The sequence below is a fragment of the Nonomuraea sp. NPDC004186 genome, from assembly GCF_053603495.1.
In genome coordinates, this window is sequence record NZ_JBSGFQ010000033.1 from 45,575 (window position 1) to 65,351 (window position 19,777).

At 72.6% G+C, this 19,777-nt stretch carries 22 protein-coding genes; 12 read left to right on the forward strand and 10 right to left on the reverse strand.

Features of this window, described 5'->3' with window-relative positions; translation table 11 throughout:
* Positions 1–9 precede the first annotated feature (9 nt).
* A complete protein-coding gene (locus tag ACWEPL_RS25955; RefSeq protein ID WP_452437684.1) occupies positions 10–1,008 on the reverse strand; it encodes a small ribosomal subunit Rsm22 family protein in 999 nt (332 codons plus the stop codon).
* Between the two features lie 188 nt (positions 1,009–1,196).
* Here ACWEPL_RS25955 and ACWEPL_RS25960 point away from each other — a divergent pair, with 188 nt between their 5' ends.
* On the forward strand, positions 1,197–2,060 hold the full coding sequence (locus tag ACWEPL_RS25960) for an alpha/beta fold hydrolase (protein WP_452437685.1): 864 nt from the start codon (positions 1,197–1,199) through the stop codon (positions 2,058–2,060).
* A 449-nt stretch (positions 2,061–2,509) separates the two neighbouring features.
* Here the strand turns inward: ACWEPL_RS25960 and ACWEPL_RS25965 are convergent, their stop codons facing one another.
* Positions 2,510–2,974 (reverse strand): MarR family winged helix-turn-helix transcriptional regulator, encoded by a 465-nt coding sequence (locus tag ACWEPL_RS25965; RefSeq protein WP_363971382.1) that lies wholly within the window; start codon positions 2,972–2,974, stop codon positions 2,510–2,512.
* 114 nt (positions 2,975–3,088) lie between these two features.
* On the opposite strand from ACWEPL_RS25965, the gene ACWEPL_RS25970 reads away from it, so the two are divergent.
* Entirely contained in the window at positions 3,089–4,585 is a 1,497-nt protein-coding gene (locus ACWEPL_RS25970) for an LLM class flavin-dependent oxidoreductase (RefSeq protein ID WP_452437686.1), read from the forward strand.
* On the opposite strand, the gene ACWEPL_RS25975 is transcribed toward ACWEPL_RS25970, so the two are convergent.
* Positions 4,582–5,772, reverse strand: coding sequence for an MFS transporter (locus ACWEPL_RS25975; protein WP_452437687.1), 1,191 nt, complete (start codon positions 5,770–5,772; stop codon positions 4,582–4,584). The genes ACWEPL_RS25970 and ACWEPL_RS25975 overlap by 4 nt on opposite strands.
* A gap of 55 nt (positions 5,773–5,827) precedes the next feature.
* On the opposite strand from ACWEPL_RS25975, the gene ACWEPL_RS25980 reads away from it, so the two are divergent.
* The 3 genes from ACWEPL_RS25980 (at position 5,828) to ACWEPL_RS25990 (ending at position 7,705) form a co-directional block, all read left to right on the forward strand.
* Positions 5,828–6,193: a MerR family transcriptional regulator gene (locus tag ACWEPL_RS25980; RefSeq protein WP_363971388.1), complete on the forward strand. Its 366-nt coding sequence runs from the start codon at positions 5,828–5,830 to the stop codon at positions 6,191–6,193.
* Between the two features lie 154 nt (positions 6,194–6,347).
* A complete protein-coding gene (locus tag ACWEPL_RS25985) occupies positions 6,348–6,677 on the forward strand; it encodes a hypothetical protein (RefSeq protein WP_452437688.1) in 330 nt (109 codons plus the stop codon).
* A gap of 194 nt (positions 6,678–6,871) precedes the next feature.
* A complete protein-coding gene (locus tag ACWEPL_RS25990) occupies positions 6,872–7,705 on the forward strand; it encodes an aminoglycoside phosphotransferase family protein (protein WP_452437689.1) in 834 nt (277 codons plus the stop codon).
* 212 nt (positions 7,706–7,917) lie between these two features.
* On the opposite strand, the gene ACWEPL_RS25995 is transcribed toward ACWEPL_RS25990, so the two are convergent.
* Genes ACWEPL_RS25995 through ACWEPL_RS26010 form a run of 4 tightly spaced genes read right to left on the reverse strand, consistent with a single transcriptional unit; the run spans position 7,918 to position 11,907 of the window.
* Positions 7,918–8,838 (reverse strand): hypothetical protein, encoded by a 921-nt coding sequence (locus tag ACWEPL_RS25995; RefSeq protein ID WP_452437690.1) that lies wholly within the window; start codon positions 8,836–8,838, stop codon positions 7,918–7,920.
* The gene (locus ACWEPL_RS26000) at positions 8,835–9,911 is read right to left on the reverse strand and encodes a hypothetical protein (protein WP_355200344.1); all 1,077 of its coding nucleotides are present in this window, start codon (positions 9,909–9,911) and stop codon (positions 8,835–8,837) included. The genes ACWEPL_RS25995 and ACWEPL_RS26000 overlap by 4 nt, the downstream gene beginning before the upstream one ends.
* On the reverse strand, positions 9,908–10,366 hold the full coding sequence (locus ACWEPL_RS26005) for a DUF4188 domain-containing protein (RefSeq protein ID WP_363971398.1): 459 nt from the start codon (positions 10,364–10,366) through the stop codon (positions 9,908–9,910). The genes ACWEPL_RS26000 and ACWEPL_RS26005 overlap by 4 nt, the downstream gene beginning before the upstream one ends.
* The gene (locus ACWEPL_RS26010) at positions 10,363–11,907 is read right to left on the reverse strand and encodes a phenylacetate--CoA ligase family protein (RefSeq protein WP_452437691.1); all 1,545 of its coding nucleotides are present in this window, start codon (positions 11,905–11,907) and stop codon (positions 10,363–10,365) included. Before ACWEPL_RS26010 ends, ACWEPL_RS26005 begins: the two co-directional genes overlap by 4 nt.
* Before the next feature lie 105 nt (positions 11,908–12,012).
* On the opposite strand from ACWEPL_RS26010, the gene ACWEPL_RS26015 reads away from it, so the two are divergent.
* The 3 genes from ACWEPL_RS26015 to ACWEPL_RS26025 are packed head-to-tail and all read left to right on the forward strand — an operon-like array spanning position 12,013 to position 13,632.
* Positions 12,013–12,405, forward strand: a complete 393-nt coding sequence (locus ACWEPL_RS26015; RefSeq protein ID WP_452437692.1) for a helix-turn-helix domain-containing protein — start codon at positions 12,013–12,015, stop codon at positions 12,403–12,405.
* A 5-nt stretch (positions 12,406–12,410) separates the two neighbouring features.
* A complete protein-coding gene (locus tag ACWEPL_RS26020) occupies positions 12,411–13,271 on the forward strand; it encodes an alpha/beta fold hydrolase (protein ID WP_452437693.1) in 861 nt (286 codons plus the stop codon).
* Positions 13,264–13,632 (forward strand): DUF4180 domain-containing protein, encoded by a 369-nt coding sequence (locus ACWEPL_RS26025; protein WP_452437694.1) that lies wholly within the window; start codon positions 13,264–13,266, stop codon positions 13,630–13,632. Before ACWEPL_RS26020 ends, ACWEPL_RS26025 begins: the two co-directional genes overlap by 8 nt.
* Before the next feature lie 22 nt (positions 13,633–13,654).
* On the opposite strand, the gene ACWEPL_RS26030 is transcribed toward ACWEPL_RS26025, so the two are convergent.
* Together ACWEPL_RS26030 and ACWEPL_RS26035 are read right to left on the reverse strand one after the other, a co-directional pair.
* Positions 13,655–14,473 (reverse strand): LLM class flavin-dependent oxidoreductase, encoded by an 819-nt coding sequence (locus tag ACWEPL_RS26030; RefSeq protein ID WP_452437695.1) that lies wholly within the window; start codon positions 14,471–14,473, stop codon positions 13,655–13,657.
* A 41-nt stretch (positions 14,474–14,514) separates the two neighbouring features.
* Positions 14,515–15,333 (reverse strand): nucleotidyltransferase domain-containing protein, encoded by an 819-nt coding sequence (locus ACWEPL_RS26035; protein WP_452437696.1) that lies wholly within the window; start codon positions 15,331–15,333, stop codon positions 14,515–14,517.
* Between the two features lie 57 nt (positions 15,334–15,390).
* Here ACWEPL_RS26035 and ACWEPL_RS26040 point away from each other — a divergent pair, with 57 nt between their 5' ends.
* The gene (locus ACWEPL_RS26040) at positions 15,391–15,873 is read left to right on the forward strand and encodes a metallophosphoesterase family protein (RefSeq protein ID WP_363971412.1); all 483 of its coding nucleotides are present in this window, start codon (positions 15,391–15,393) and stop codon (positions 15,871–15,873) included.
* A 236-nt stretch (positions 15,874–16,109) separates the two neighbouring features.
* Positions 16,110–17,411: an FAD-binding oxidoreductase gene (locus ACWEPL_RS26045; protein WP_452437697.1), complete on the forward strand. Its 1,302-nt coding sequence runs from the start codon at positions 16,110–16,112 to the stop codon at positions 17,409–17,411.
* Between the two features lie 10 nt (positions 17,412–17,421).
* Here ACWEPL_RS26045 and ACWEPL_RS26050 read toward each other — a convergent pair whose 3' ends face one another.
* A complete protein-coding gene (locus ACWEPL_RS26050; protein WP_452437698.1) occupies positions 17,422–18,021 on the reverse strand; it encodes a TetR/AcrR family transcriptional regulator in 600 nt (199 codons plus the stop codon).
* A gap of 95 nt (positions 18,022–18,116) precedes the next feature.
* Here ACWEPL_RS26050 and ACWEPL_RS26055 point away from each other — a divergent pair, with 95 nt between their 5' ends.
* Together ACWEPL_RS26055 and lexA are read left to right on the forward strand one after the other, a co-directional pair.
* Positions 18,117–19,082 carry an NADP-dependent oxidoreductase gene (locus tag ACWEPL_RS26055; RefSeq protein ID WP_452437699.1) on the forward strand — a complete coding sequence of 322 codons (966 nt, stop codon included), beginning with the start codon at positions 18,117–18,119 and terminating at the stop codon, positions 19,080–19,082.
* A 77-nt stretch (positions 19,083–19,159) separates the two neighbouring features.
* A complete protein-coding gene (gene lexA, locus ACWEPL_RS26060) occupies positions 19,160–19,768 on the forward strand; it encodes a transcriptional repressor LexA (RefSeq protein WP_452437735.1) in 609 nt (202 codons plus the stop codon).
* The last annotated feature ends 9 nt before the right edge of the window (positions 19,769–19,777 follow it).

Here is a 19,777-nt window from a genome sequence, read left to right on the forward strand (position 1 = left end):
ACCGCCCCCTTACCCATTTCCGTGACCGAGCCGCAAGCCGTCGTCGCCCCAGCCGTCCCCCCAGTCGGCGTCCCTGGCCGCGCGGTAGAGGTCGCCCTGCCGCTTGGACACGATCACGTCGCGGATCCCCTCCTCCCCGGCGCACAGGCGCAGGGACACCACGCCCTTGCGTTTGACCGGGTGGCGCAGGATCCGGGTGTCGGCCCGCTCCCCCGGGACCGTCGTGGCGGCCACGTAGGAGAACTTCTCGTCCTCGAAGCTGAGCGTGCCCGCCTTGATCCGGCGGTGCAGGGACGTCCTGGGCAGCCTGACGGAGAAGTGGCACCAGTCGCGTCCCTGCTCGATCGGGCAGCGCCCGTCGTGGGGGCAGGGGGCGGCGACGCTCAGCCCCTGGTCGACCAGGACCTCTCTGGCCTCGGCGACGGTGGCGTAACCCGCCGGGGTGCCGGGCTCGATGACGATCACCATGGCCGCGTCCGCGGCCAGCCAGCGGACGATCTCCCGGCGCTTGTCCTGGGGGAGCTCGCCCAGGGCGTACGACATGGTCACCAGGTCGGCCGCGGGCCGGTCGAGGCCGGGACGCACCGACGCCTGCCGCCAGGTGGCCCCGCGCAGGGACTCGGACGTACGGGCGAGGCGTTTGCCCAGGTCGATGATCTGCGGGTCGTGCTCGATGACCGTGACCCGCTCGATGGACGACCAGGTCTCGCCCGCCGCCCAGATCGCCGCCCCCGTGCCGCCGCCGACGTCGAGGTGGCTCCCCGGCCGGAAGCCCGGGGTCATGGCGGCCGCCTGGCGCATGGCCGTGGCCGCGGCGGCGTAGGTGGCGGGCATCCGGTACGCGGCATAGGCCGCCACGTCGGCCTGGGACCTGATGTGGGTGCCTCCGCCGGTGGCGGCGTTCGTACGGTAACGCTCGGTGAGCCGCGCCACGGAGTCGGACAGCTCCTGCGGCGCGTAGCCGGACAGGGCCTTGTCCAGGGCGGCTCTGAGTTCTTCTGGAAGCATGGATGGGTTCACCTGTGGTCCGTACGTGGCTTGCCTGCGTCAATGATGCTCGCGATTCGACGGTGCTCGGAACTCATGCGGCCCGTGCGGCTGCGCCCCTGGCGAACAGGCCGATCCTCCGGCCCGCACGGCTGCGCCGCTGGCGAACAGGCCGATTCCCGGCCCCGCGCGGCGGTAGCGTGCCGAGCATGCTGATCATCGACGACGTCAAGATCGCGTACGAGGAGGCCGGCCCCGCGACCCCCGTGGGCACCGTCGTGCTCGTGCACGGCGGGACGACCGACATGCGCCTCTGGGAGCACCAGTTCCGCGCCCTCTCGGAGCGCTACCGCGTGATCCGCTACGACTGGCGCGGCCGCGGCCGGTCCGGCGACGCCGAAGGTGAGGTGTGCCATCACGAGGACCTGCTCGCCGTCATGGACGCGCTGGGAGTCGAGCGGGCGGCGCTGGTCGGCAACTCGATGGGCGGCGCGTACGCGACCGAGGTCGCCCTGGCCGCCCCCTCCCGGGTGGCCGCGCTCGCCCTGATCAGCTCGGGTCTGGCCGGCCACCCATGGCCGCAGGAGATGCTGGACCAGGCGCGCGAGCGCGTCCACGGCTCGGTGCCCGCCGACCGCCTGGCCCGCTACCGCGCCGGCACCGCCGACCACGTGGATCCCGCCGACGTACGCGCGATGGCGGAGGCCCACACGCTCTGGCAGACCGCCGGGCCCGACCGTGGCCGCGACGCGCTCTCCGACGAGGTGTGGGAGTCGGCGGTGGAGATGTGCCGCCTGGTGTTCGAGCGCTCCTGGAGCGGCTCCCGATCCACGGAACGCCACCTGGTCCCGCCCGCCGTGACGCGCCTGCCCGAGATCACCGCCCCCACCCTGGTGATCAACGGCCTGTCGGACGTGCCCGGCATCCAGCAGATGTCCGACCTGCTCAGCGCCGGCATCCCCGCCGCCCGCCGCATCGACCTCCCCGAGACGGGCCACCTGCCGCCGCTCGAACGCCCCGCGGAGGTGACCGAGGCCCTGACGGCATTCCTCGCGACCGTCTTCACCTCCTGACCCACGCCCCGGGCCCGACGCCCCCGCTTCCAGCTCGTCCCGGCCTTCCAGGGCGCCACTTCCCCTGCCCCGATCGACGCCACCGCACTTCAACGGGCCCCTCGACCACCGCGGCATGGCGAGCGCGGGCGTCACCGGCTCGGCGACCGGCGGGCATGTCAGGTGGGCGAAGCCGGGGCGCCAGGCCGGTGACGGTGGAGGCGGAGGTCCAGCCAGTCACGACGGGGGGAAGGGGCCAGGCCAGTGACGGCGGGGCAGGTCAGGGCGGTGACGGCGGGGGTCAGGCCGGGGATGGCGGGGGCGGGGCCAGGCCAGTGACGGCGAGGCAGGTCAGGGCGGTGACGGCGAGGGCCAGGCCGGGGATGGCGGGGGCGGGGCCAGGCCAGTGACGGCGAGGCAGGTCAGGGCGGTGACGGCGAGGGTCAGGCCGGGGATGGCGGGGATGAGGGTCAGGTCGGTGTAGCCGGGGTGCGATCGGGCTGGGGGCGGGGGCGGCCGGTCGTGGAGGCGTACTCGGCGAGGATCCCGTCGATGGCGGACGCCAGCAACTCCCGGTGCTCCGCCGGCAATTCCCCCGTCAACGCCTCCAGCCGCGCCTCGACCCCGTCGTGCGCCAGCGCCCCAACGCGCTCCCCTTCGGGGGTCAGCTCGACGAGCCAGGCACGCCGATCCCGGGAATCACGCGTGCGGGCCACGAGCCCCCGCTTCTCCGCCCGGTCGACGAGCCCCGTCAGGCTCGACTTCTCCAGGTGCAGCGTACGCGTCAGCTCCGTCATCCCCACCGGCCCGCCGACCAGCAGGCACAGCAGCTGCGCCTGCTGCGGCGTAAGGTCCTGGTCCCTGCCGACGTCCCCGAACACCTGCTGCACCAGGTGCCCCAGACGTACGAGGGCGGTAGTGAACGTCGCGACCACGGCATCGAGTCTAGTTGACAATGGTTCATAATACGAACTAATTTAGTTCTTGTTACCAACTGTTCGCACTACCAACCAAAGTCCGGCGGCGAACGGCACATCCAAGGAGCCCCCATGCCCGACTACGGCCACGAGCTGCTCTTCAGCGTCAGCTTCGCGCCCTCCGCCCACCAGGCCGACACCGTCGTCGCCCTCTCCCAGCTCGCCGAGCGCGCCGGACTCGACCTCGTCACCTTCTCGGACCACCCGTACCAGCCCACCTTCCTCGACACCTGGACCCTGCTCGGCTACGTCGCGGCCGCCACCGAGAGCATCCGGCTGGCCGGCAACGTGCATCCGCTGCCGCTCCGGCCGCCCGCCATGCTCGCGCAGGCCGCCGCCAGCCTCGACATCCTCAGCCACGGCCGCTTCGAGCTCGCCCTGGGCACCGGCGGATACCGGGACGCCATCGCCTCCATGGGCGCCCCGCGCCTGTCCCCCGGCCAGGCCGTGGCCGCGCTCGAGGAGGCCATCCCGATCATCCGCGCCGCCTGGGACACCGACGCCCCCGGCGCCATCGACCACCACGGCGAGCACTACCAGGTCACCGCCCCGCGAGGCCCGCGCCCGGCCCACGACATCGGCATCTGGCTCGGCGCGTACAAGCCGCGCATGCTCCGCGTGACCGGCCGCCTCGCGGACGGATGGCTCCCCTCCCTCCCCTACCTCCACGACATCGGCAAGATCGGCGAAGGCAACGCCGTCATCGACGAGGCCGCCGCCGAGGCGGGCCGCTCGCCCCGCGACATCCGCCGCCTGCTCAACCTCGGCGAGGAACTGCCGGCCGCCCAGCTCGCCGAGATCGCCCTCACGTACGGCGTCAGCGTCTTCATCCTCGCGGCCGACGACCCCGGCCGTCTCCAGCGCTTCGCCCAGGAGACCGCCCCGGCCGTACGCGAACTCGTCGCCGCGGAACGCACCCAGGCCGCCCCGCCGCCACCCACCGCGGCGACAAAAGCCGCAAGCCCGACGACGGCCGCCTTGGGCGCCACCCCGACCCCCGACGACGGTGTACGGCTCACCGACGTACGCGTCTGGGACGAGACCACCCGCCCCACCGGCCCCGCCCCCGACCCCACCAGGCGCTACACCCCCGCCGAACAGGCCAACGGCCGGCACCTCATCGACGTGCACGACCACCTGCGCGCCGAACTCGCCCAGCTCCGCGACCTCATCGACCAGGTAGCCTCCGGAGCGATCGACGCAGGCGCCGCCCGCTCGCACATCAACACCATGACCATGCGCCAGAACAACTGGACCCTCGGCGCCTACTGCGAGTCCTACTGCCGCCTCGTCACCATGCACCACACCGCCGAGGACGCCATGGTCTTCCCGCATCTCCGCCGCACGGAGCCCGCCCTGGCGCCCGTGCTCGACCGCCTCCAGGAAGAGCACCACGCCATCCACAAGATCATCGAACGCGTCGACCGCGCCCTCGTCTCGTTCGTCGGCGACCCGGACGGCCTCGGCCACCTGCGCGAGACCGTGGACCTGCTCACCGACAGCCTGCTGTCCCACCTGTCGTACGAGGAGCGCGAACTCGTCGAACCCCTGGCCAGGAACGGCCTCTAGGCCCGGCGGGCGGGGAACGCGCGACGGCGCGCCGCGACCACGACCGCCAGGGCCACCGCCACCAGCGGCAACGAGGTCCACGGCAGCGCACCCGCCCCGGCGCCCTCCAGCACCAGCCCGCCGGCCAGCGACCCCGCGGCGATCCCCGCGTTGTACACGGTCGTCTGCATGGACGTGGCCGCGTCCGCGTTCCCGGCTCCGGAGGCGTCCACCAGCGCCGACTGCAGCAACGTCGGCACCCCGCCGAAGGCCGCCCCCCACAGCGCGACCGCGCCCAGCGGCGCCCAGCCCGGCCCACCGTCGACGGCCAGCACCGCCATGGCCCCCGCCACCACGGCCAGCACCACCACGAGCGTCACCCGCGGGAACCTGTCGATCACCACCCCGGTCACCCAGATCCCCGCCACCGTCCCGACCCCGAACACGAGCAGCACGACACTCGTCCGCCCCAACCCGGCGAAGGCCACGAACGGCGCCAGGTACGTGTACATCGCCTGATGCCCGACCAGCACCAGCACGGTCACCCCCAGGATCGTCCGGACACCGGGCAGCGCCGCCACCCGCCGCAACGGGACCCGCACCGAGGCCGCCTCACCGGGAAAGTCCGGCACCTTCCACAGCACCCACCCCACCAGCGCGACCGCCACGACCGCCAGCCCCAGAAAAGCGGTCCGCCACCCGAACGCCGAGGCCAGCGCCGCGCCGGCCGGAATCCCCGCGCACAGCGCCACCGTGATCCCCGCCGAGACGATCGCGATGGCCCGCCCCCGCCGCTCGACCGGCACCATCCGGGCCGCGTACCCGACCAGCATCGCCCACAGGATCCCGCCCATGACGCCGGCCAGGACCCGCGCCCCGAAGGTCACCGCATAGGACGACGAGAGCGCGGTCACCGTGTTGAACAGGGCGAACCCCGCCAGCGTCCCCACCAGTACGGGCCGCCGCGGCAGCCCTCGCAGCAACGCCGTCAGCGGGATCGCTGACAGGGTCGAGGCCACCGCGTACGCCGTCACCAGGAACCCGGCCCGCCCCTCCGGCACCCCCAGCGCCGCGCCGAGCTGCGGCAGCAGCCCCGCAGGAAGCAGCTCCGTCATCACCGCCGTGAACGCCGCCGAGAACAGCGCCAGCAGCCCCGACCAGGGCATTCTCCCGACGCGTACGGCGTCGGCGATCGTCGCACCAGACATGTCGAATATGCTGAAACGTTCACATCAATGTGAAGGCAAGCCGGGAGGCCCCGCCGTGAGAATCGGTGAACTGTCGCGACTGACGGGCGTGCCGACCCGCATGCTCCGCTACTACGAGGAGCAGGATCTCCTCCACCCGGAGCGCGCCGACAACGGCTACCGCCATTATCCGGAGCCGGCCGTCTACCGGGTTCAGCAGATCCGCGGCCTGCTCGACTCCGGACTCACCACGGAGATCATCCGCCGTATCCTGCCGTTCCTGAACAAGCCCGACGTGATCCACCTGCACCCGCAGTGCCTCACCCCGGAGCTGGCCGACCTCCTGGAGGCCGAGGCCGACCGCATCCAGCAGCGCATCGAGTGCCTCTCCCGTAACCGCGACGCGATCCACGCGTACCTGGCGGCCGTGCGATCTTCCTGAGCCCGGCGCCTTTACAATGTAGATCACTTGTGCATCCGGGTTACTGATCAACGGCGGCCTGTTGATCGAAAACGGGGTGTGGCGCTGCACCTGCCCTCCAAGATCGCTACGTATAGTGATCTCCGATGTCACTTCGTGATTACAGGGGGAGATCATGAGGAATAGCCTCATCGCCGTCGGCAGTGCGCTACTCGCCGCGACCGCACTGTACGGAAGCGCCACGCCCGCCACGGCCGACGACGACGGCAAGCACCACAAGTCGAAGCACTGCGGCCTCGGGGTGGGCGACGACATTACCTATCACCACGTCACCGACCACGGCGTGTTCGCCGGGACCCGCAAGACCAAGGCCTGCAAGGACGACGGCGGCGCCGGCTGGGACTGGTCGTGGGACCCCCACTGGCATCACCGCAACTGGCCCACCAGCGGCAACGGCAACTGGGCCGGCTCCTGGCCCGACCACGGCTTCCACCACGACGACTGATCAAGCCCCGCATCACGCGCTCGTCCCGGTGCCCGCCACGCAGGCACCGGGACGAGCGCGTTCAGGGCCCGCCGCCGTCCAGACCCCCGGCGCCGTTCAGACATCACCGCCGGAACGGGCGCGTTCAGGCGCTCGCCGCCGTGCCTTCCCCGGCCGGTTCGGTGTTCCGGGGACGTTGCCGCCATGCTGGGGCGATGGATGATCCACTGAGCTGGTTGGCCCAGGACGCCGCATCAGGGCCTCTCCCCGTCCGCGAGGGGCAGTTCCATCGGGTCGTGATGGGCTCGGACCGAGTCGTGTGCCTGCCCCGCACCGAGGCGGCGGCTGCCCGGCTGCCGCAGCGGGCGGCCATGCTGCGCGTGCTCGCCGGGCTCGGTCTCGGCTTCCGCATCCCCCGGCCGCTGTCCGAAGGCGCGGGCGAGGCGCCGTACCTGGTGCTCAGCCGCGTCCCCGGCGCGCCGCTGGAGGACGGAGCGCTCGACGACCCGGCGGTGGCCGGGGCGGCCGCGGAGCAGTACGCCGAGCTGCTGGCCGCGCTGGCCCGGGCGGGGGCCGACGAGCGGGCGCGGGCGGGGTTGCCGTGGACGCCGGAGGATCGGTGGCGGCGGTTCGAGGCGGATGTCCGCGCCGAGTTGTTCGGGCTCATGTCGGACGGCGGACGCCGGCGGGCCGAGCGGGAGCTCGCCGCGGCCGCGGGTCTCCCCCACGTCGCCACGGCGGTGGCGCACGGCGACCTCGGCGCCGAGAACGTGCTGTGGGAGATCGACGGCGGGCTGCCCCGGCTCAGCGGCGTGATCGACTGGGACGAGGCCACCATCGGCGACCCCGCCGAGGATCTCGCCGCCATCGGCGCCGGCCACGGCGACACGTTCCTGGGCCGGGTGCTCGCGCTGGGCGGCTGGGCCGGCGACGAGACGGCGGCCCGCATCGCCGCCATCCGCGGCACGTTCGCCCTGCAACAGGCCCTCGCCGCCCACCGGGACGGCGACGCGGAACAACTGGCGGACGGCCTGACCGCCTACCGCTGAGCAGCACCGCACGGTCCATCCGAGGGGCCGCTACCCGACCCACCGCTCGCCCCGCCCGCGGGCTGGCCGCCGCTCTCGCGCACCACAGCCGGGCAGGCGGCAAACCGCAGACGGCCGAGGCAGCCGAGGAGGCAGCTGAGAGCCGGAGGGCCGGGAGACCGGAGGGGCGGGGAAGGCAGAGGCGCGGAAGGCCGGAGGGGTGGGAGGGGAGGTCAGGGTCTGAGGCGGGAGGAGGGGGTGGCCGCGGAGGTCGGGCGGCCGACTCGGGCCACGTGGAGGAGGGTCCGGGGGTCCGTGACGCCCAGCCGGTCCGCGAGGACCTGCCTGGTCGGCCCGCAGTCGATGATCTGGCTCAGCGGGTGCGTGGCATAGCCGTGGGCGGACAGGGTGAGCCAGTGCCGCATCAGCACGCGCCCCAGCTCCAGCTCGTCCTGGACCGCCCCCACCAGCACCAGGACGTCCCCGTCGTAGTCGAGCAGGTCCCGCGAGGCCCCGGCCAGAACCCTCGGGAGGCCCAGGGGACGCAGGGCCGGGTAGAGGGCCAGCGAGGCGCGCAGGCCGATGGCCTCCGCCCTGCTGAGGGACAGGGCCCGGTCGGTGAGGCCGTCGAGCAGGTAGCGGCGGTGGCGGCGGGTGAGACGCAGCCAGGCGCGCAGCTCCCGCGTCACCCCCTGGTCGCCGAACTGGTGCAGGTCGGCCGCGTGCAGCAGGTCCGCGAGGTCGCGGCAGGCCAGCCGCCGCATCCCGGTGAGCTCGGCGACCAGCGGGTCCGGCAGGCGTCCCGGGTGGTACTCGCCGCGGTTGGCGCCGCGCGCCCGGACGTCCGCCGTCGTGAAGGGCGTCCGGTACGGCTGCGCGGCGGCGTACAGGACGCCCACCCGATGCGGACCCGGATCGGGACGGAAGCCGACCGGCAGGCCGGCGTCGGCGCAGACGATCAGGCAGCACTCCACGAACGCGCCCAGGCTCAGGCGCAGGTCGCGGCCCGTGGGGTCGCTGATGGGCAGGGCGCGTGACGGGTCCCAGCCGACCTCGGCCCCGTCGGCCGTGTAGGTGAGGGTCCAGGGCTGGGTGTTGTGGGCGCTGGGGGCACGCCAGAAGTCCGGCTCCAGCGGCAGCAGCCGGTCTTTCACGCCGTCAGGCCCTTCTCGTAGAACGTGTAGCCGTGCAGGGGTCGGCCGCCCATCGCGGTGTACTGGGCGGCGGAGCCGGGGTTCGTGCGCTCGACGTACGTGCTGCGCAGTGCCCGGTAGCCGCCCCGGCGCAGCCCTTCGTGCAACTCCCTGGCCAGCAACCGCATGTAGCCGTGGCCCTGCTCGCCGGGGACCGTGCCCTTGATGATGAGCACGGCCTCGCTGCGGTAGCGGGACCGGGTGGCCAGCAGGCGGAGCTGGTTCAGGAGGTGGAGATTGCCACGAATTTTCGCGATAAATCGCGAAATGTCGGGCAAGCACAGCACGAACGCGATCGGCCGCTCCTCCTTCGTCAGGTACAGCAGCAACGACTCGTCCAGCAGGTACGCCAGCCCGTCCGTCTGCGCCGCGAGCTGCTCCGCCGAGATCTCCGTGTAGTAGCCGAGCTGCGCGAAACTGGCGTTCAGCATCTCCCGCAGGATCGGCAGCTGCTCCGCCACGCGCCGCCGGTCGCCCCGGTGCACGCGCAGCCCCTCGGCCGCGATCCGCCCGTCGTCGAACGCGAACACCGGCTCCTCCGGCACCGGGCAGATCCAGGTGTCGGACTCGAAGCGGCGGGCGAAGCCGCACGCCTCGTACGCGACCGGATAGTACGGATGATTCCAGGCGCTGTCGATGAAGCCGCGCTCGTCGAAACCGGAGGTGATGACCCCGCCCGCCTGGTTGGGCAGCAGCGACACCGGCCCGAACACCGCCTCCTTCCCGGCGTCGCGCCCGGCCGCGAGGATGCCGTCGAACAGCTCCTCCGCCGCCTCCTCCGCGAACTCGGTCAGCCCGAACAACTGGGTGGCCCGGCCCAGCTTGGCGTCCAGCGCGGCGTCGGTGTGCAGGGTGGTCCGGGCGACCACCCGCCCGCGCCGCCTGAGCAGGAACAGGCGTACCCCCTGCCGGTGCCACGTGCGTACCTGCGCGTGCAGCGGCGGGATGAAGCGCGGCTCGCCCGCGTAGACGCGGTCGGTCAGCGCGAGGAAGTCGCGCAGGTCGCGGCGGCTCTCGACGGGATGCAGCGTCACCCGCGCCTCACCCGGGGACCCTCGCCATCCCCCGTGGACAGCTCCGTGGACAGCGGGGTGAACGTCTCGATGTGCGCCATCGGCCCGCCCTCCGCGCGCCAGACCCCGTTGCTGTAGCCCTCCGGCTCGGCGTTGTAGAGCCGGATGTAGCCGCCGGTGGCGTTCCTGGTGCCGTCCGTCACCCACTGCATGAGCTTGCGGTGGTGGCGGCTGCGGGCGAAGCGCAGCAGCGCGTCGCGGTCCTCGAAGAACGCGAGCGTGCCCAGCGTGAACGGGAACTCCCAGTAGACCTTGTGCCAGCAGTAGCCGCGCATCCGCTTCATGTCCCGCACCATGCGGAACCAGGTCAGGGTGAGCGTGACTATCGACAGCGGCCCCCGGTAGCGGGTCGCGCCGACGAACATCGCCGTCGCCCGCCCCTGCGCCGGGGCCTTGCTGAAGTCCGTGGTCCTCATGCGTCCTTCACCAGGTAGACGTTCTTCATCTTCGTGAGTCCGGCGAACGGCCCCTCGCCCGGGTCGAAGACCTTGACCCGCAGGTCGGCGGCCGTCGGGTCCTCCTTGAGCGACTCGGCGAAGTCACGCGAGACGGCGCTCAGGTGGGCGACCACGCCCTTGCGGCAGATCTCGGCGAGTTCGTCGCGGTCGGCGGCGTCAGGGCCGCGCAGCTCAATATTGATCACCGGGCGGTACTCCAGGCCCGGCAGCTCCTCCAGCGACAGGCAGAACCGGTTGATCGCGGCCGCGTACGGATTGCCCTGGTAGAGGCCGTATTCGACGTCCTGCGGATACAGGTTGGCCCCCATGTAGGAGATCGTCGAGTCCTTGCGGCCGAACAGGAACAGCAGCGGCAGGTTCATCCGCTCGTCGGTCCACGCGCGCTCGTATTCGGCGGCGCCGAGCGCCCGCCTGACGTCGGCGAGGGTGTGCAGCCTGGCCTCGTCGCCGACGTTGTAACGCAGCTTGGGCTGCAGGCAGCTCTTGGTGTTGATGGTGCACAGCAGCTCGCCCTCGCCGTTGACCTCCAGGAACGTCTCCAGCGGGTTGTAGTGGAAGATCATCGGCAGCCGCTGCTCCCCCGGTCCGAGTAACAGCTCGCGCAGCCGCTGGTCGGTGGCCAGGCGCTTGCGCAGCCACACGCTGAACCCGCTCTCCGCGCCCATCCCGATCGTCAGGTCGCTGGCGCCGTAACCGGAGCGGACCTCCTCGAAGCGCTCCTCCAGGTAGTCGCGCAGCGCCTCGGTCATGCCCTCGCCGCCGACCATGCCGCGGATGCGGTAGTCCCGCCACGGGAAACCGCTCTCGTCCAGGCGGTCGCGCAGATGCTTGAGGAACGGCGGGTACGCGGCCACCACGTAGTCGTAGCCGGGCCCGAAGTGCTCCAGCGTGTCGGCGATCTTCTCCAGGTCGGGGCCGGTGTTCTTGACCATCGCCACGCGCGCCATGGCGGTGCCCGTGGTGGTGCCGGTGGCCCAGGCGCCCATCGAGTACGCGTTGATCACGAACAGCCTCTTGCCGGGGAAGACCAGCTCGATGTAGCCGGCCGCGTTGCGGTAGATGCCCTTGAGCTCGCGCGGCCCGCGTACCCAGTTGTACGGCTTGCCGCTGGACCCCGACGACTCGTCCACGATCACGCCGGGCCGGTGCAGCCTGCCTTCCTGGCAGCGGCTCTCCTCGTCGTACACGGCGGCGTAGTTCTGCTTCCCGGTCTCGGGGAAGTCCGCCAGCCTCCTGGCGTGCCCGGCGCCGTTCGCCCCCAGGAAGTGCCGGTAGGCGGGCACGTCCACGGCGGCGAACTGGCAGGCCAGCCTGGCGTGCCGGGCCGCCAGCCAGTCGAAGGCCGGGTGGTAGCTCCGGGCGACGAGCCGCCAGATGGCGGGGTGCATCGCGCCCAGCCGGTACGCGCCGGTCAGGGACCAGGAGTAGGCCTGGAGGCGGACCCTCCGCCAGCGCTGGCGGGGGGTGAGCGGCCCGAGAGCCGGGCTGAGGCGGGTCATGAACGGTGAGACTAGTGGGCCGAATAGAAGATCGCTTTACGCCCACTTTCATCGGTTTTATCCACTCCCTATTCTTCCCTATTGTGTGCCATCATAGGGAGCGATATGGAGCATTACACCGTCGAACAGGTGGCGGCCCTGCTGGGGTTGCACGTCAAGACCGTCCGCAACTACGTACGCGACGGGCGACTGCCTGCCGTGCGCATCGGCAAGCAGTACCGGATCGCCAAGGAGGACCTGGCGGCCTTCACCGGCACGCCGCTCGTCACGCCCCGCCGCGCGGAGGCGTCGAGCATCGTGCAGGTCGACGGCATCGCCAGGAGCGACATGGACCGGGTCAGCACGATGGTCCTGGGGTCGCTGGCGAGCCGCCCCCATGGCCTGCGCGTGGAGTTCGTCTACGACGAGGAACGCGAGCACCTGAAGGTCATCGTGCTGGGCGCGTTGGAGGAGAGCGCCCAGGTCCTGAGGATCATCGACGCGCTGGTGAGGGAGTGAGGCCCGTGGTCGCGATCTACGCCTCGCCGGAGGGCGCGGGGGCCGTCGAGCGGCGCTACCGGGAGCTCCTCGAACGCTGGCCGGTGCCGTACGAGCATGTGCGGGTGCCGACCGGGCACGGGGAGACGTTCGTGGTGACGTGCGGGCCCGCCGGCGCGCCGCCGCTGCTGCTCCTGCACGGGTCGGGCACCAACAGCGCCATGTGGCTGGCGGATGTCGCCACGTGGGCACGGCGGTTCCGGGTCCACGCGGTCGACCTCATCGGCGAGCCGGGGCTGAGCGCGCCGTCACGGCCGCCGCTGGAGCCCGGCGTCTACGCCGGCTGGCTGGCGGAGGTGCTGGCCGGGCTGGGCGTCGAACGGGTCTCGATCGCCGCGGTGTCGCTGGGCGGGTGGATGGCGCTCGACTACGCCACCTGCCGGCCTGACCGGGTCGAACGGCTCGCGCTGATGTGCCCGAGCGGCATCGGCCGGCAGCGGTGGCTGCCGCTGCTCGGGGCGCTGCCGCTGCTGGCGTTCGGCGGGGAACGGGGCCGCCGCCGGGCGATGCACCTCGTCCTCGGCCCCGCCACCGGTCCCGCGCCCCCGGACGACGACTTCACCGAGTTCGCGCTGCTGATCCACCGGAGCTTCCGGCCCCGCCGCGGCAAGCTGCCGATCTTCTCCGACGCGGCCCTGAGCCGCCTCACGATGCCGCTGCTGGTCATCGCCGGAGGCCGCGACCGGATGCTCGACTCGTACGGCACCCGCCGCCGCCTGCTGCGTGCCGCGCCGGACGCGGACGTACGGCTCCTGCCCGGCACCGGCCACCTGCTCCCCGCCCACACCCAAGAGATCATGGACTTCCTGGAGACCGCACATGCTTGACGACCGCGTATACGTCTGCGAGCCGCACGGCGAGCCGCTGCGCGAGACCCGCGACGCGCTCGACCTGCTCGGCGAGGCCTTCGGCAGGAGCGCGAGCTGGGTGGCCGTCCCCGCCGGGCGGCTGCACGACGACTTCTTCGCGCTGCGCACGGGCGTGGCGGGCGAGATCGCGCAGAAGTTCGTCAACTACCGCGTCGGCCTGGCCGTCGTGGGGGACATCTCCCGTTTCACCGCCGCCAGTTCGGCGCTGCGCGACTGGGTGTTCGAGTCGAACCGGGGCGAGCACATCTGGTTCGTCGGCGACCTGGAGGAGCTGGCGGCCCGGCTGCCGGCCCGCGAGGATCCCGCGAGCCGGCCCTGAGGCGAGCCTGCTCTGAGGCGCCTCAGGTGCGGCGGGCGGCCACGGCGGCGAGCATCTCCCAGGCCGCCTCGGGGTGCAGCGTCTCGTCCGGGTCCGAGTGGAACGGGTCGAGGACGACCGTCTCCGCGCCCAGCAGCCGCAGCTCCTCCAGGTCGGCCATGACCTGCTCGATCGTGCCCTCGCCCGCGCGCCGCTCCGCCGGCGGCGCGTCGGTGACGCGCAGCAGGATCCTGGGCGTCAGGGCGGGCACCGGCCGGCCCTCCTCGGCGGCGATCTCCTTCAGGCGCGACCAGTTCTCGCGCAGGGAGGGCAGGGTGTTCCTGAGCGGGTGCCACCCATCGCCGTAGCGCACCGCCCTGCGCAGCCCCGCCTCGCTGCCGCCGCCGACCCAGATCGGCACGCCGCCGGAACGGTAGTCGCCCTCGTCGGCCCAGGCGGTGCGGATGGCGGCGAGGTATTCGTCGGTCACCTTGCCGCGCCGCTCGTACACCGCTCCGAGCGCCTCGAACTCCTGCCGAGCCCACCCGATCCCCACGCCCAGCACCAGCCGCCCGCCGCTGAGGTCGTTGAGGTTGGCCGCCATGCGGGCGGTGAGCAGCGGGTGGCGGTACGGCACGATGAGCACCGTGGTGCCGAGCCCGATCCGGGTGGTGGAGCCGGCGAGCCAGGCCAGAGTCGTGAACGGCTCGTAGAACGGCGCGGGATACTGCTTGGCGACGTCCGAGGTGATGGCCACGTGGTCGGAGATCATGAGCAGGTCGTATCCGAGCCCCTCGACGGTCTGCGCCCAGCTGCGCAGCACGTCGGGGTTGGTGCCGGGGCCGAAATTGGGAACATTCACGCCTATTCGCACCGGGTCAGGTTATCCCAGCGATCATCGCGTCAGCCGCAGGCGGCACGCACGTCCGACATGAGGCCCGCCGCGGCGTCGATCGTCCGGGCGATCTCCTCCGGGGTGCGCCCCACCTCCGCCAGCAGCGCCTGGGTCCGCTCGCCGAATCCGGGCGGGGCGGAGGGGAGCCGGGCGGCCGCGGCGACCATGCCCTTCTCGTTGATCAGCCAGGCTCCGTCGGCGGCGTGCAGGGCGTGGCAGGCGACGCCGACGGCGCGGAAGAGCGCACCGGCCGCGTACGCCGGGTCCTGGCCCTTGGCGCCGTAACCGCCGATCGTCAGGGCGAAGTCGGCCTCCCACAACCCGCTGATCAGCGCCTGGCGCAGCGCGGGCGGGTATCCGTCCGCGACCTCCCGCCGCAGGGCGGCGAGCTCGCCGGTGGGGCCGGCGAGAACCTGGCACAGGGCGACCTCGCCGGCGTAGGCGTGGGAGTAGAAGCCGAGAGGGTGTCCGGGCTGGAAGCCGATCTCGTAACGGCCCTGGCGGCAGTCGTCCCAGACGCGGTGGACGCGGTCGAGGTCGCGGTAGATCCAGTCGACCCGCAGGCCGTCCACGGTGAGCCAGCCGCCGCCGTCCACCCACGGCCCCCAGCCGCCCGGCTCGGTCACCTCGGTCGGCTCGCCCGTCACCTCCCGCGCCAGGGCGCGCAGGCCGGCCACGTCGAGCGGGCCCCGGTAGTAGAGGCCGAGGTCGATGTCGGAGTCCGGCCGGTGCGTCCCGCGTGCCCGGCTCCCACCCAGGACGACGGCCACCACCCCGCGCACTTCGACCAGTCGGGCGGCTATGGCGTGAATGTCCGGCTCCTGCACGGGTCGATCTTAGAGCGGGGCGAGGTACCGCGAGCGTGGAGCGGGCAGGGAAGGGTCGTGAGAGTCGTCGCGTTGTCGGACACGCACGCGCCCAGGCGCTGGCGTTCGTGCCCGCCCCGCGTCGCCGCGCACCTGCGCGGCGCGGACGTCATCCTGCACGCGGGCGACGTCTGCGTGGCCTCCGTGCTGGACGAACTGGCCGCGTACGCCCCCGTCCACGTCGTGAAGGGCAACAACGACGGCCCGGACGTGGTGGCGCCGGAGACGCTGGAGCTGACCCTGGACGGGCTGCGGATCGGCATGATCCACGACAGCGGTCCGGCCAAGGGGCGCCTCGACCGCCTGCGGCGCCGCTTCCCCCAGGCGGACCTGGTCGTCTTCGGCCACTCGCACATCCCGCTGGACGAGTCGGGCGACGGCCTGCGCATCTTCAACCCCGGCTCCCCCACCGACCGCCGCCGTCAGCCGCACGGCACGCTGGGCCTGCTCACCATCGAGGACGGCGTCCTGACCGGCGCCGAGATCGTACCCGTCACCTGACCGCTCCAAGGATGGCGGATCAGTCCGGCCGTACGACCGTCGGTGTAGTACGAGGGGCGGCGACGCGCGAGACCCTACGTCCCGCGGCGTACCGGAGACGGAGACGGCCGGCGGATTTTGTCACCGCCGCTTGCGAGGATCCTCGGGACTTAAGGGCCGCGGTAAGTCGACGGGAATGAAGCCGTAAGCGCCCTCCAGCACAGTGATCTCAGATCACAGGAGAGAAGGGCCGAGAGATGAGCCAGCCGTACACCATCCAGGACGAGATCACGCTCCCCGGGTTCGCCGGGGCCGTCCACCTGCCGGGCGAGGCCGGGTACGAGGAGCTGCGCCGCTCGCTCAACCCGCGCGTGGACGCCCACCCGGCCCTGGTGGCCGAGGCGTACGGCGTGGCCGACCTGCGCGGCGCGCTGCTGGCGGCGCGGCAGCACGGGGTGCCGTTCGCGGTGCAGGCGACCGGGCACGGCACGCACGAGGCGTGCGACGGCGGCGTCCTGGTCAGGACCTCCCCCATGGCCTCGGTCCTGGTGGACCCGGACCGGCGGATCGCCCGGGTGGGGCCGGGGGCGCTCTGGGGCGAGGTGGTCGCGGCCGCCGCGCCGTTCGGGCTGGCGCCGCTGTCGGGGTCGTCGCCGTCGGTCGGCGTCACCGGCTACACGCTCGGCGGCGGGCTCGGGTGGCTGGCACGCAAGCACGGGTTCGCGGCCGACAGCGTGGTGCGCGCCGAGGTGCTGCTGGCCGACGGCCGGCACGTCGTGGCGAGCGCGGACAGCCACCCCGAGCTGTTCTGGGCGCTGCGCGGCGGCGGTGGCGGGTTCGGCGTCGTCACCTCGCTGGAGTTCCGCCTCCACCCGGTCGAGCGGGTGTTCTCGGGGTTCGCGTACTTCCCGATCGAGGCGGCGGCCGAGACGCTGACCGCGTACCGGAGCTGGATCGAGGACGCCCCCGACGAGATCAGCACGGCTGTGGTGCTCAGGCGGATGCCCGAGGACGCGCCGGCGGCGGTGCGCGGCAGGCACGTCGTCATGGTCAAGGTGGTGCACGCCGGCGAGGCCGAGGAGGCCAGGCGGCTGCTCGCGCCGCTGTGGCGGGCGGCCGGCAGGGCGGCGGGCGGGGCACTGCTGGACGAGACGCGCTCCAGCACGTACGCGGCCACCTCCATGGGCGGCACGCCCAACCGGCACATGGACATGTTCGAGTCGGTGCCCGACGAGGTGATCGGCACGCTGGTGCGGGCCGCGGAGCACGCGCAGACCGTGGAGATCCGCCACTGGGGCGGCGCGATGGCCCGCCCGGGTCAGGACGCCGGCCCGGTCAGCCACCGCGGCACGAAGCTGTCGGTCATCGTGGACACCGTCGTGCCGGGGCTGGCGGAGGAGCTGCGCCCGTACGCCAACGGCGGCACGTTCCTCAACTTCCTGGCCGACCCGGCAAGGACGGCGGCGGCGTACACGACCGGCGACTTCCGGCGGCTGCGCGAGGTCAAGCGGGCCTACGACCCGGACGGCTTCTTCCGCGTCGGTCACGTCACCCGTTGATCGAGCGGATTCATGACCGCGCGGTGAGGCCGGACATGACGAGCGAGAAGAGGTGGTCGCGGCGCGAGGCGAGGGACGGCGCCTGGTCGGTGATCCAGCTGAGCGCGTTGGCCAGCGCGAAAACGTCCGTCCCGTCGACGTCGGCCCGGATGCGCCCGGCCGCCTGGGCGCGTTCCAGGAGGTGGCCGGCCGCCGAGCGCATCGCCGCGCACGAGGCGTGCAGCGGGGACTCCTCGTCGTTGATCGTGGCCATCATGGACGCGGCCAGCCCCCGGTAGGCCGCCGCGCCCCCGATGAGGTCCTCCAGGAACGCCACCAGCGCCTCGTACGGCGCCTCGCTCTCGCCCAGGGCCTGCGCCCGCGCGGCGAGCCGGTCGAAGCTCTGCCGCAGCAGCGCCTCCAGCAGCGCCTCCCGGGTGGGGAAGTGCCGGTAGAGCGTCCCGAGCCCGACCTGCGCGCGCCGGGCGATGTCGCGCAGGGACGCCTCGGTCCCCTGCTCCTCGACGACGACCCGCGCCACGGCGAGGATGCGCTCCCGATTGCGCCGCGCGTCGGCGCGCAGCTCGGGGGAGGTTTTCGGCGCGGCGGTATCCGGTGATTCGCCCGGCATGCACGGTCCTTCCATTGACAAGTGGAGCAGTGCTCCAGTTATGATCCGGAGCACTGCTCCACATCATAGTGGGGCCGATTCCGTTGGGAGAAGCCATGCCCACGACCATGCATGCCGTGCGCCTCCACGCTCCGGGTGGCCCGGAGGTGCTCGTGTACGAGGAGATCGCCCGGCCCGAGCCGGGGCCCGGCGAGGTCCTGGTCCGCGTCCACGCCGCCGGGCTGAACCCGCCGGACTGGTACGCCCGGAAGGGCTTCGCCAACATCCCCGAGGGCATGCGGCCGGAGCTGCCCCTGCCGTACACGCCGGGGACCGACGTGTCGGGCGTCGTGGCCGCGCTCGGGCCCGGCGTCACCGAATGGCAGGTGGGGGACGAGGTGTTCGGCCTGCTCCGCTTCCCGAGCCTGGGCGCCCGGGCGTACGCCGAGTACACCACCTCGCCCGCCGGGGACCTCGCCAGGAAGCCCGAGTCCGTCGATCACCTGCGGGCGGCGGGCGTGCCGATGGCGGGGCTCACGGCGTACCAGTTCCTGTTCGACTACATCAAGCTCGAGCCGGGCAGCCGGGTGCTCGTGAACGGCGCGGCCGGCGGCGTGGGGCACTTCGCCGCGCAGCTCGCCGTCGACGCCGGCTGCCACGTGATCGCAGTCGCCTCCGGGCGCCATGAGGCGTTCCTGAAGGATCTGGGGGTCGCCGAGTTCGTCGACTACACGCGGGCCGTCGTCGGGGAGGTGGTCCGGGACGTGGACTACGTGCTCGACGCCGTCGGCGGGCCCCAGGCGTACCGGCTGCTGCCCGCGATCAGGGACGGCGGCGTCTACAGCCCCGTCTTCCTCGGGGAGTACGGCGAGGAGGAGATGGCCCGGCGGGGCATCGAGAAGCGCGGGGGCCAGGTGCGCTCGGACGGGACCCAGATGGCGGAGCTGGCCCGGCTGATGGACGAGGGCCGCCTCCGGGTCGGCGTCGACTCCGTCTTCCCGCTCCGGGACGCGGCCAAGGCGCACGAACGGGCCGAACAGGGTCACATCCAGGGCAAGATCGTGTTGCAGGTGACCGCCTAGCCGGGCCTGCCTCTAGCATTTCGCAGGTGACCACCTTCGACGATCCTGACGCGTTCGAGTATCTGGACTTCTCGGCCCTGCCGCCGCGCCAGCAGCGGATCCTGGCCATGATCCGCGACTGGGTGGTCAGGTACGGCTATCCCCCGGGCACGCGCGAGATCGGCCACGCGGTCGGGCTGCGGTCGTCCTCCTCGGTGTCGAAGCACCTGAAGAGCCTGGAGGAGAAGGGGTTCCTGCGCCGGGGCGCGACCATGACCCGGCCGATCGACGTACGTCTGTTCCTGCGGGCCTCGGCGCCGGAGCCCGCCGGCGACGTGGTGAGCGTGCCCGTGGTCGGCGACATCGCCGCGGGCACCCCCATCCTGGCCGACGAGCACGTGGACGACACGCTGACCCTGCCCCGCGACCTGACCGGGCGCGGCACCGTGTTCGCCCTGCGCGTGCGGGGCGATTCGATGATCGACGCCGCGATCTGCGACGGCGACATGGTCGTGGTGCGGCAGCAGCCCGAGGCCCACTCGGGCCAGATCGTCGCCGCGATGATCGACGGCGAGGCCACGGTCAAGGTGTTCCGCCGGCGCGGCGGGCACGTGCTCCTCGAACCGCGCAACCCCGCCTACGACGTCATCGACGGCGACGGCGCCGTGGTGCTGGGCATCGTGGTCTCGGTCCTGCGCAGCGTGTGAGCACCCCCG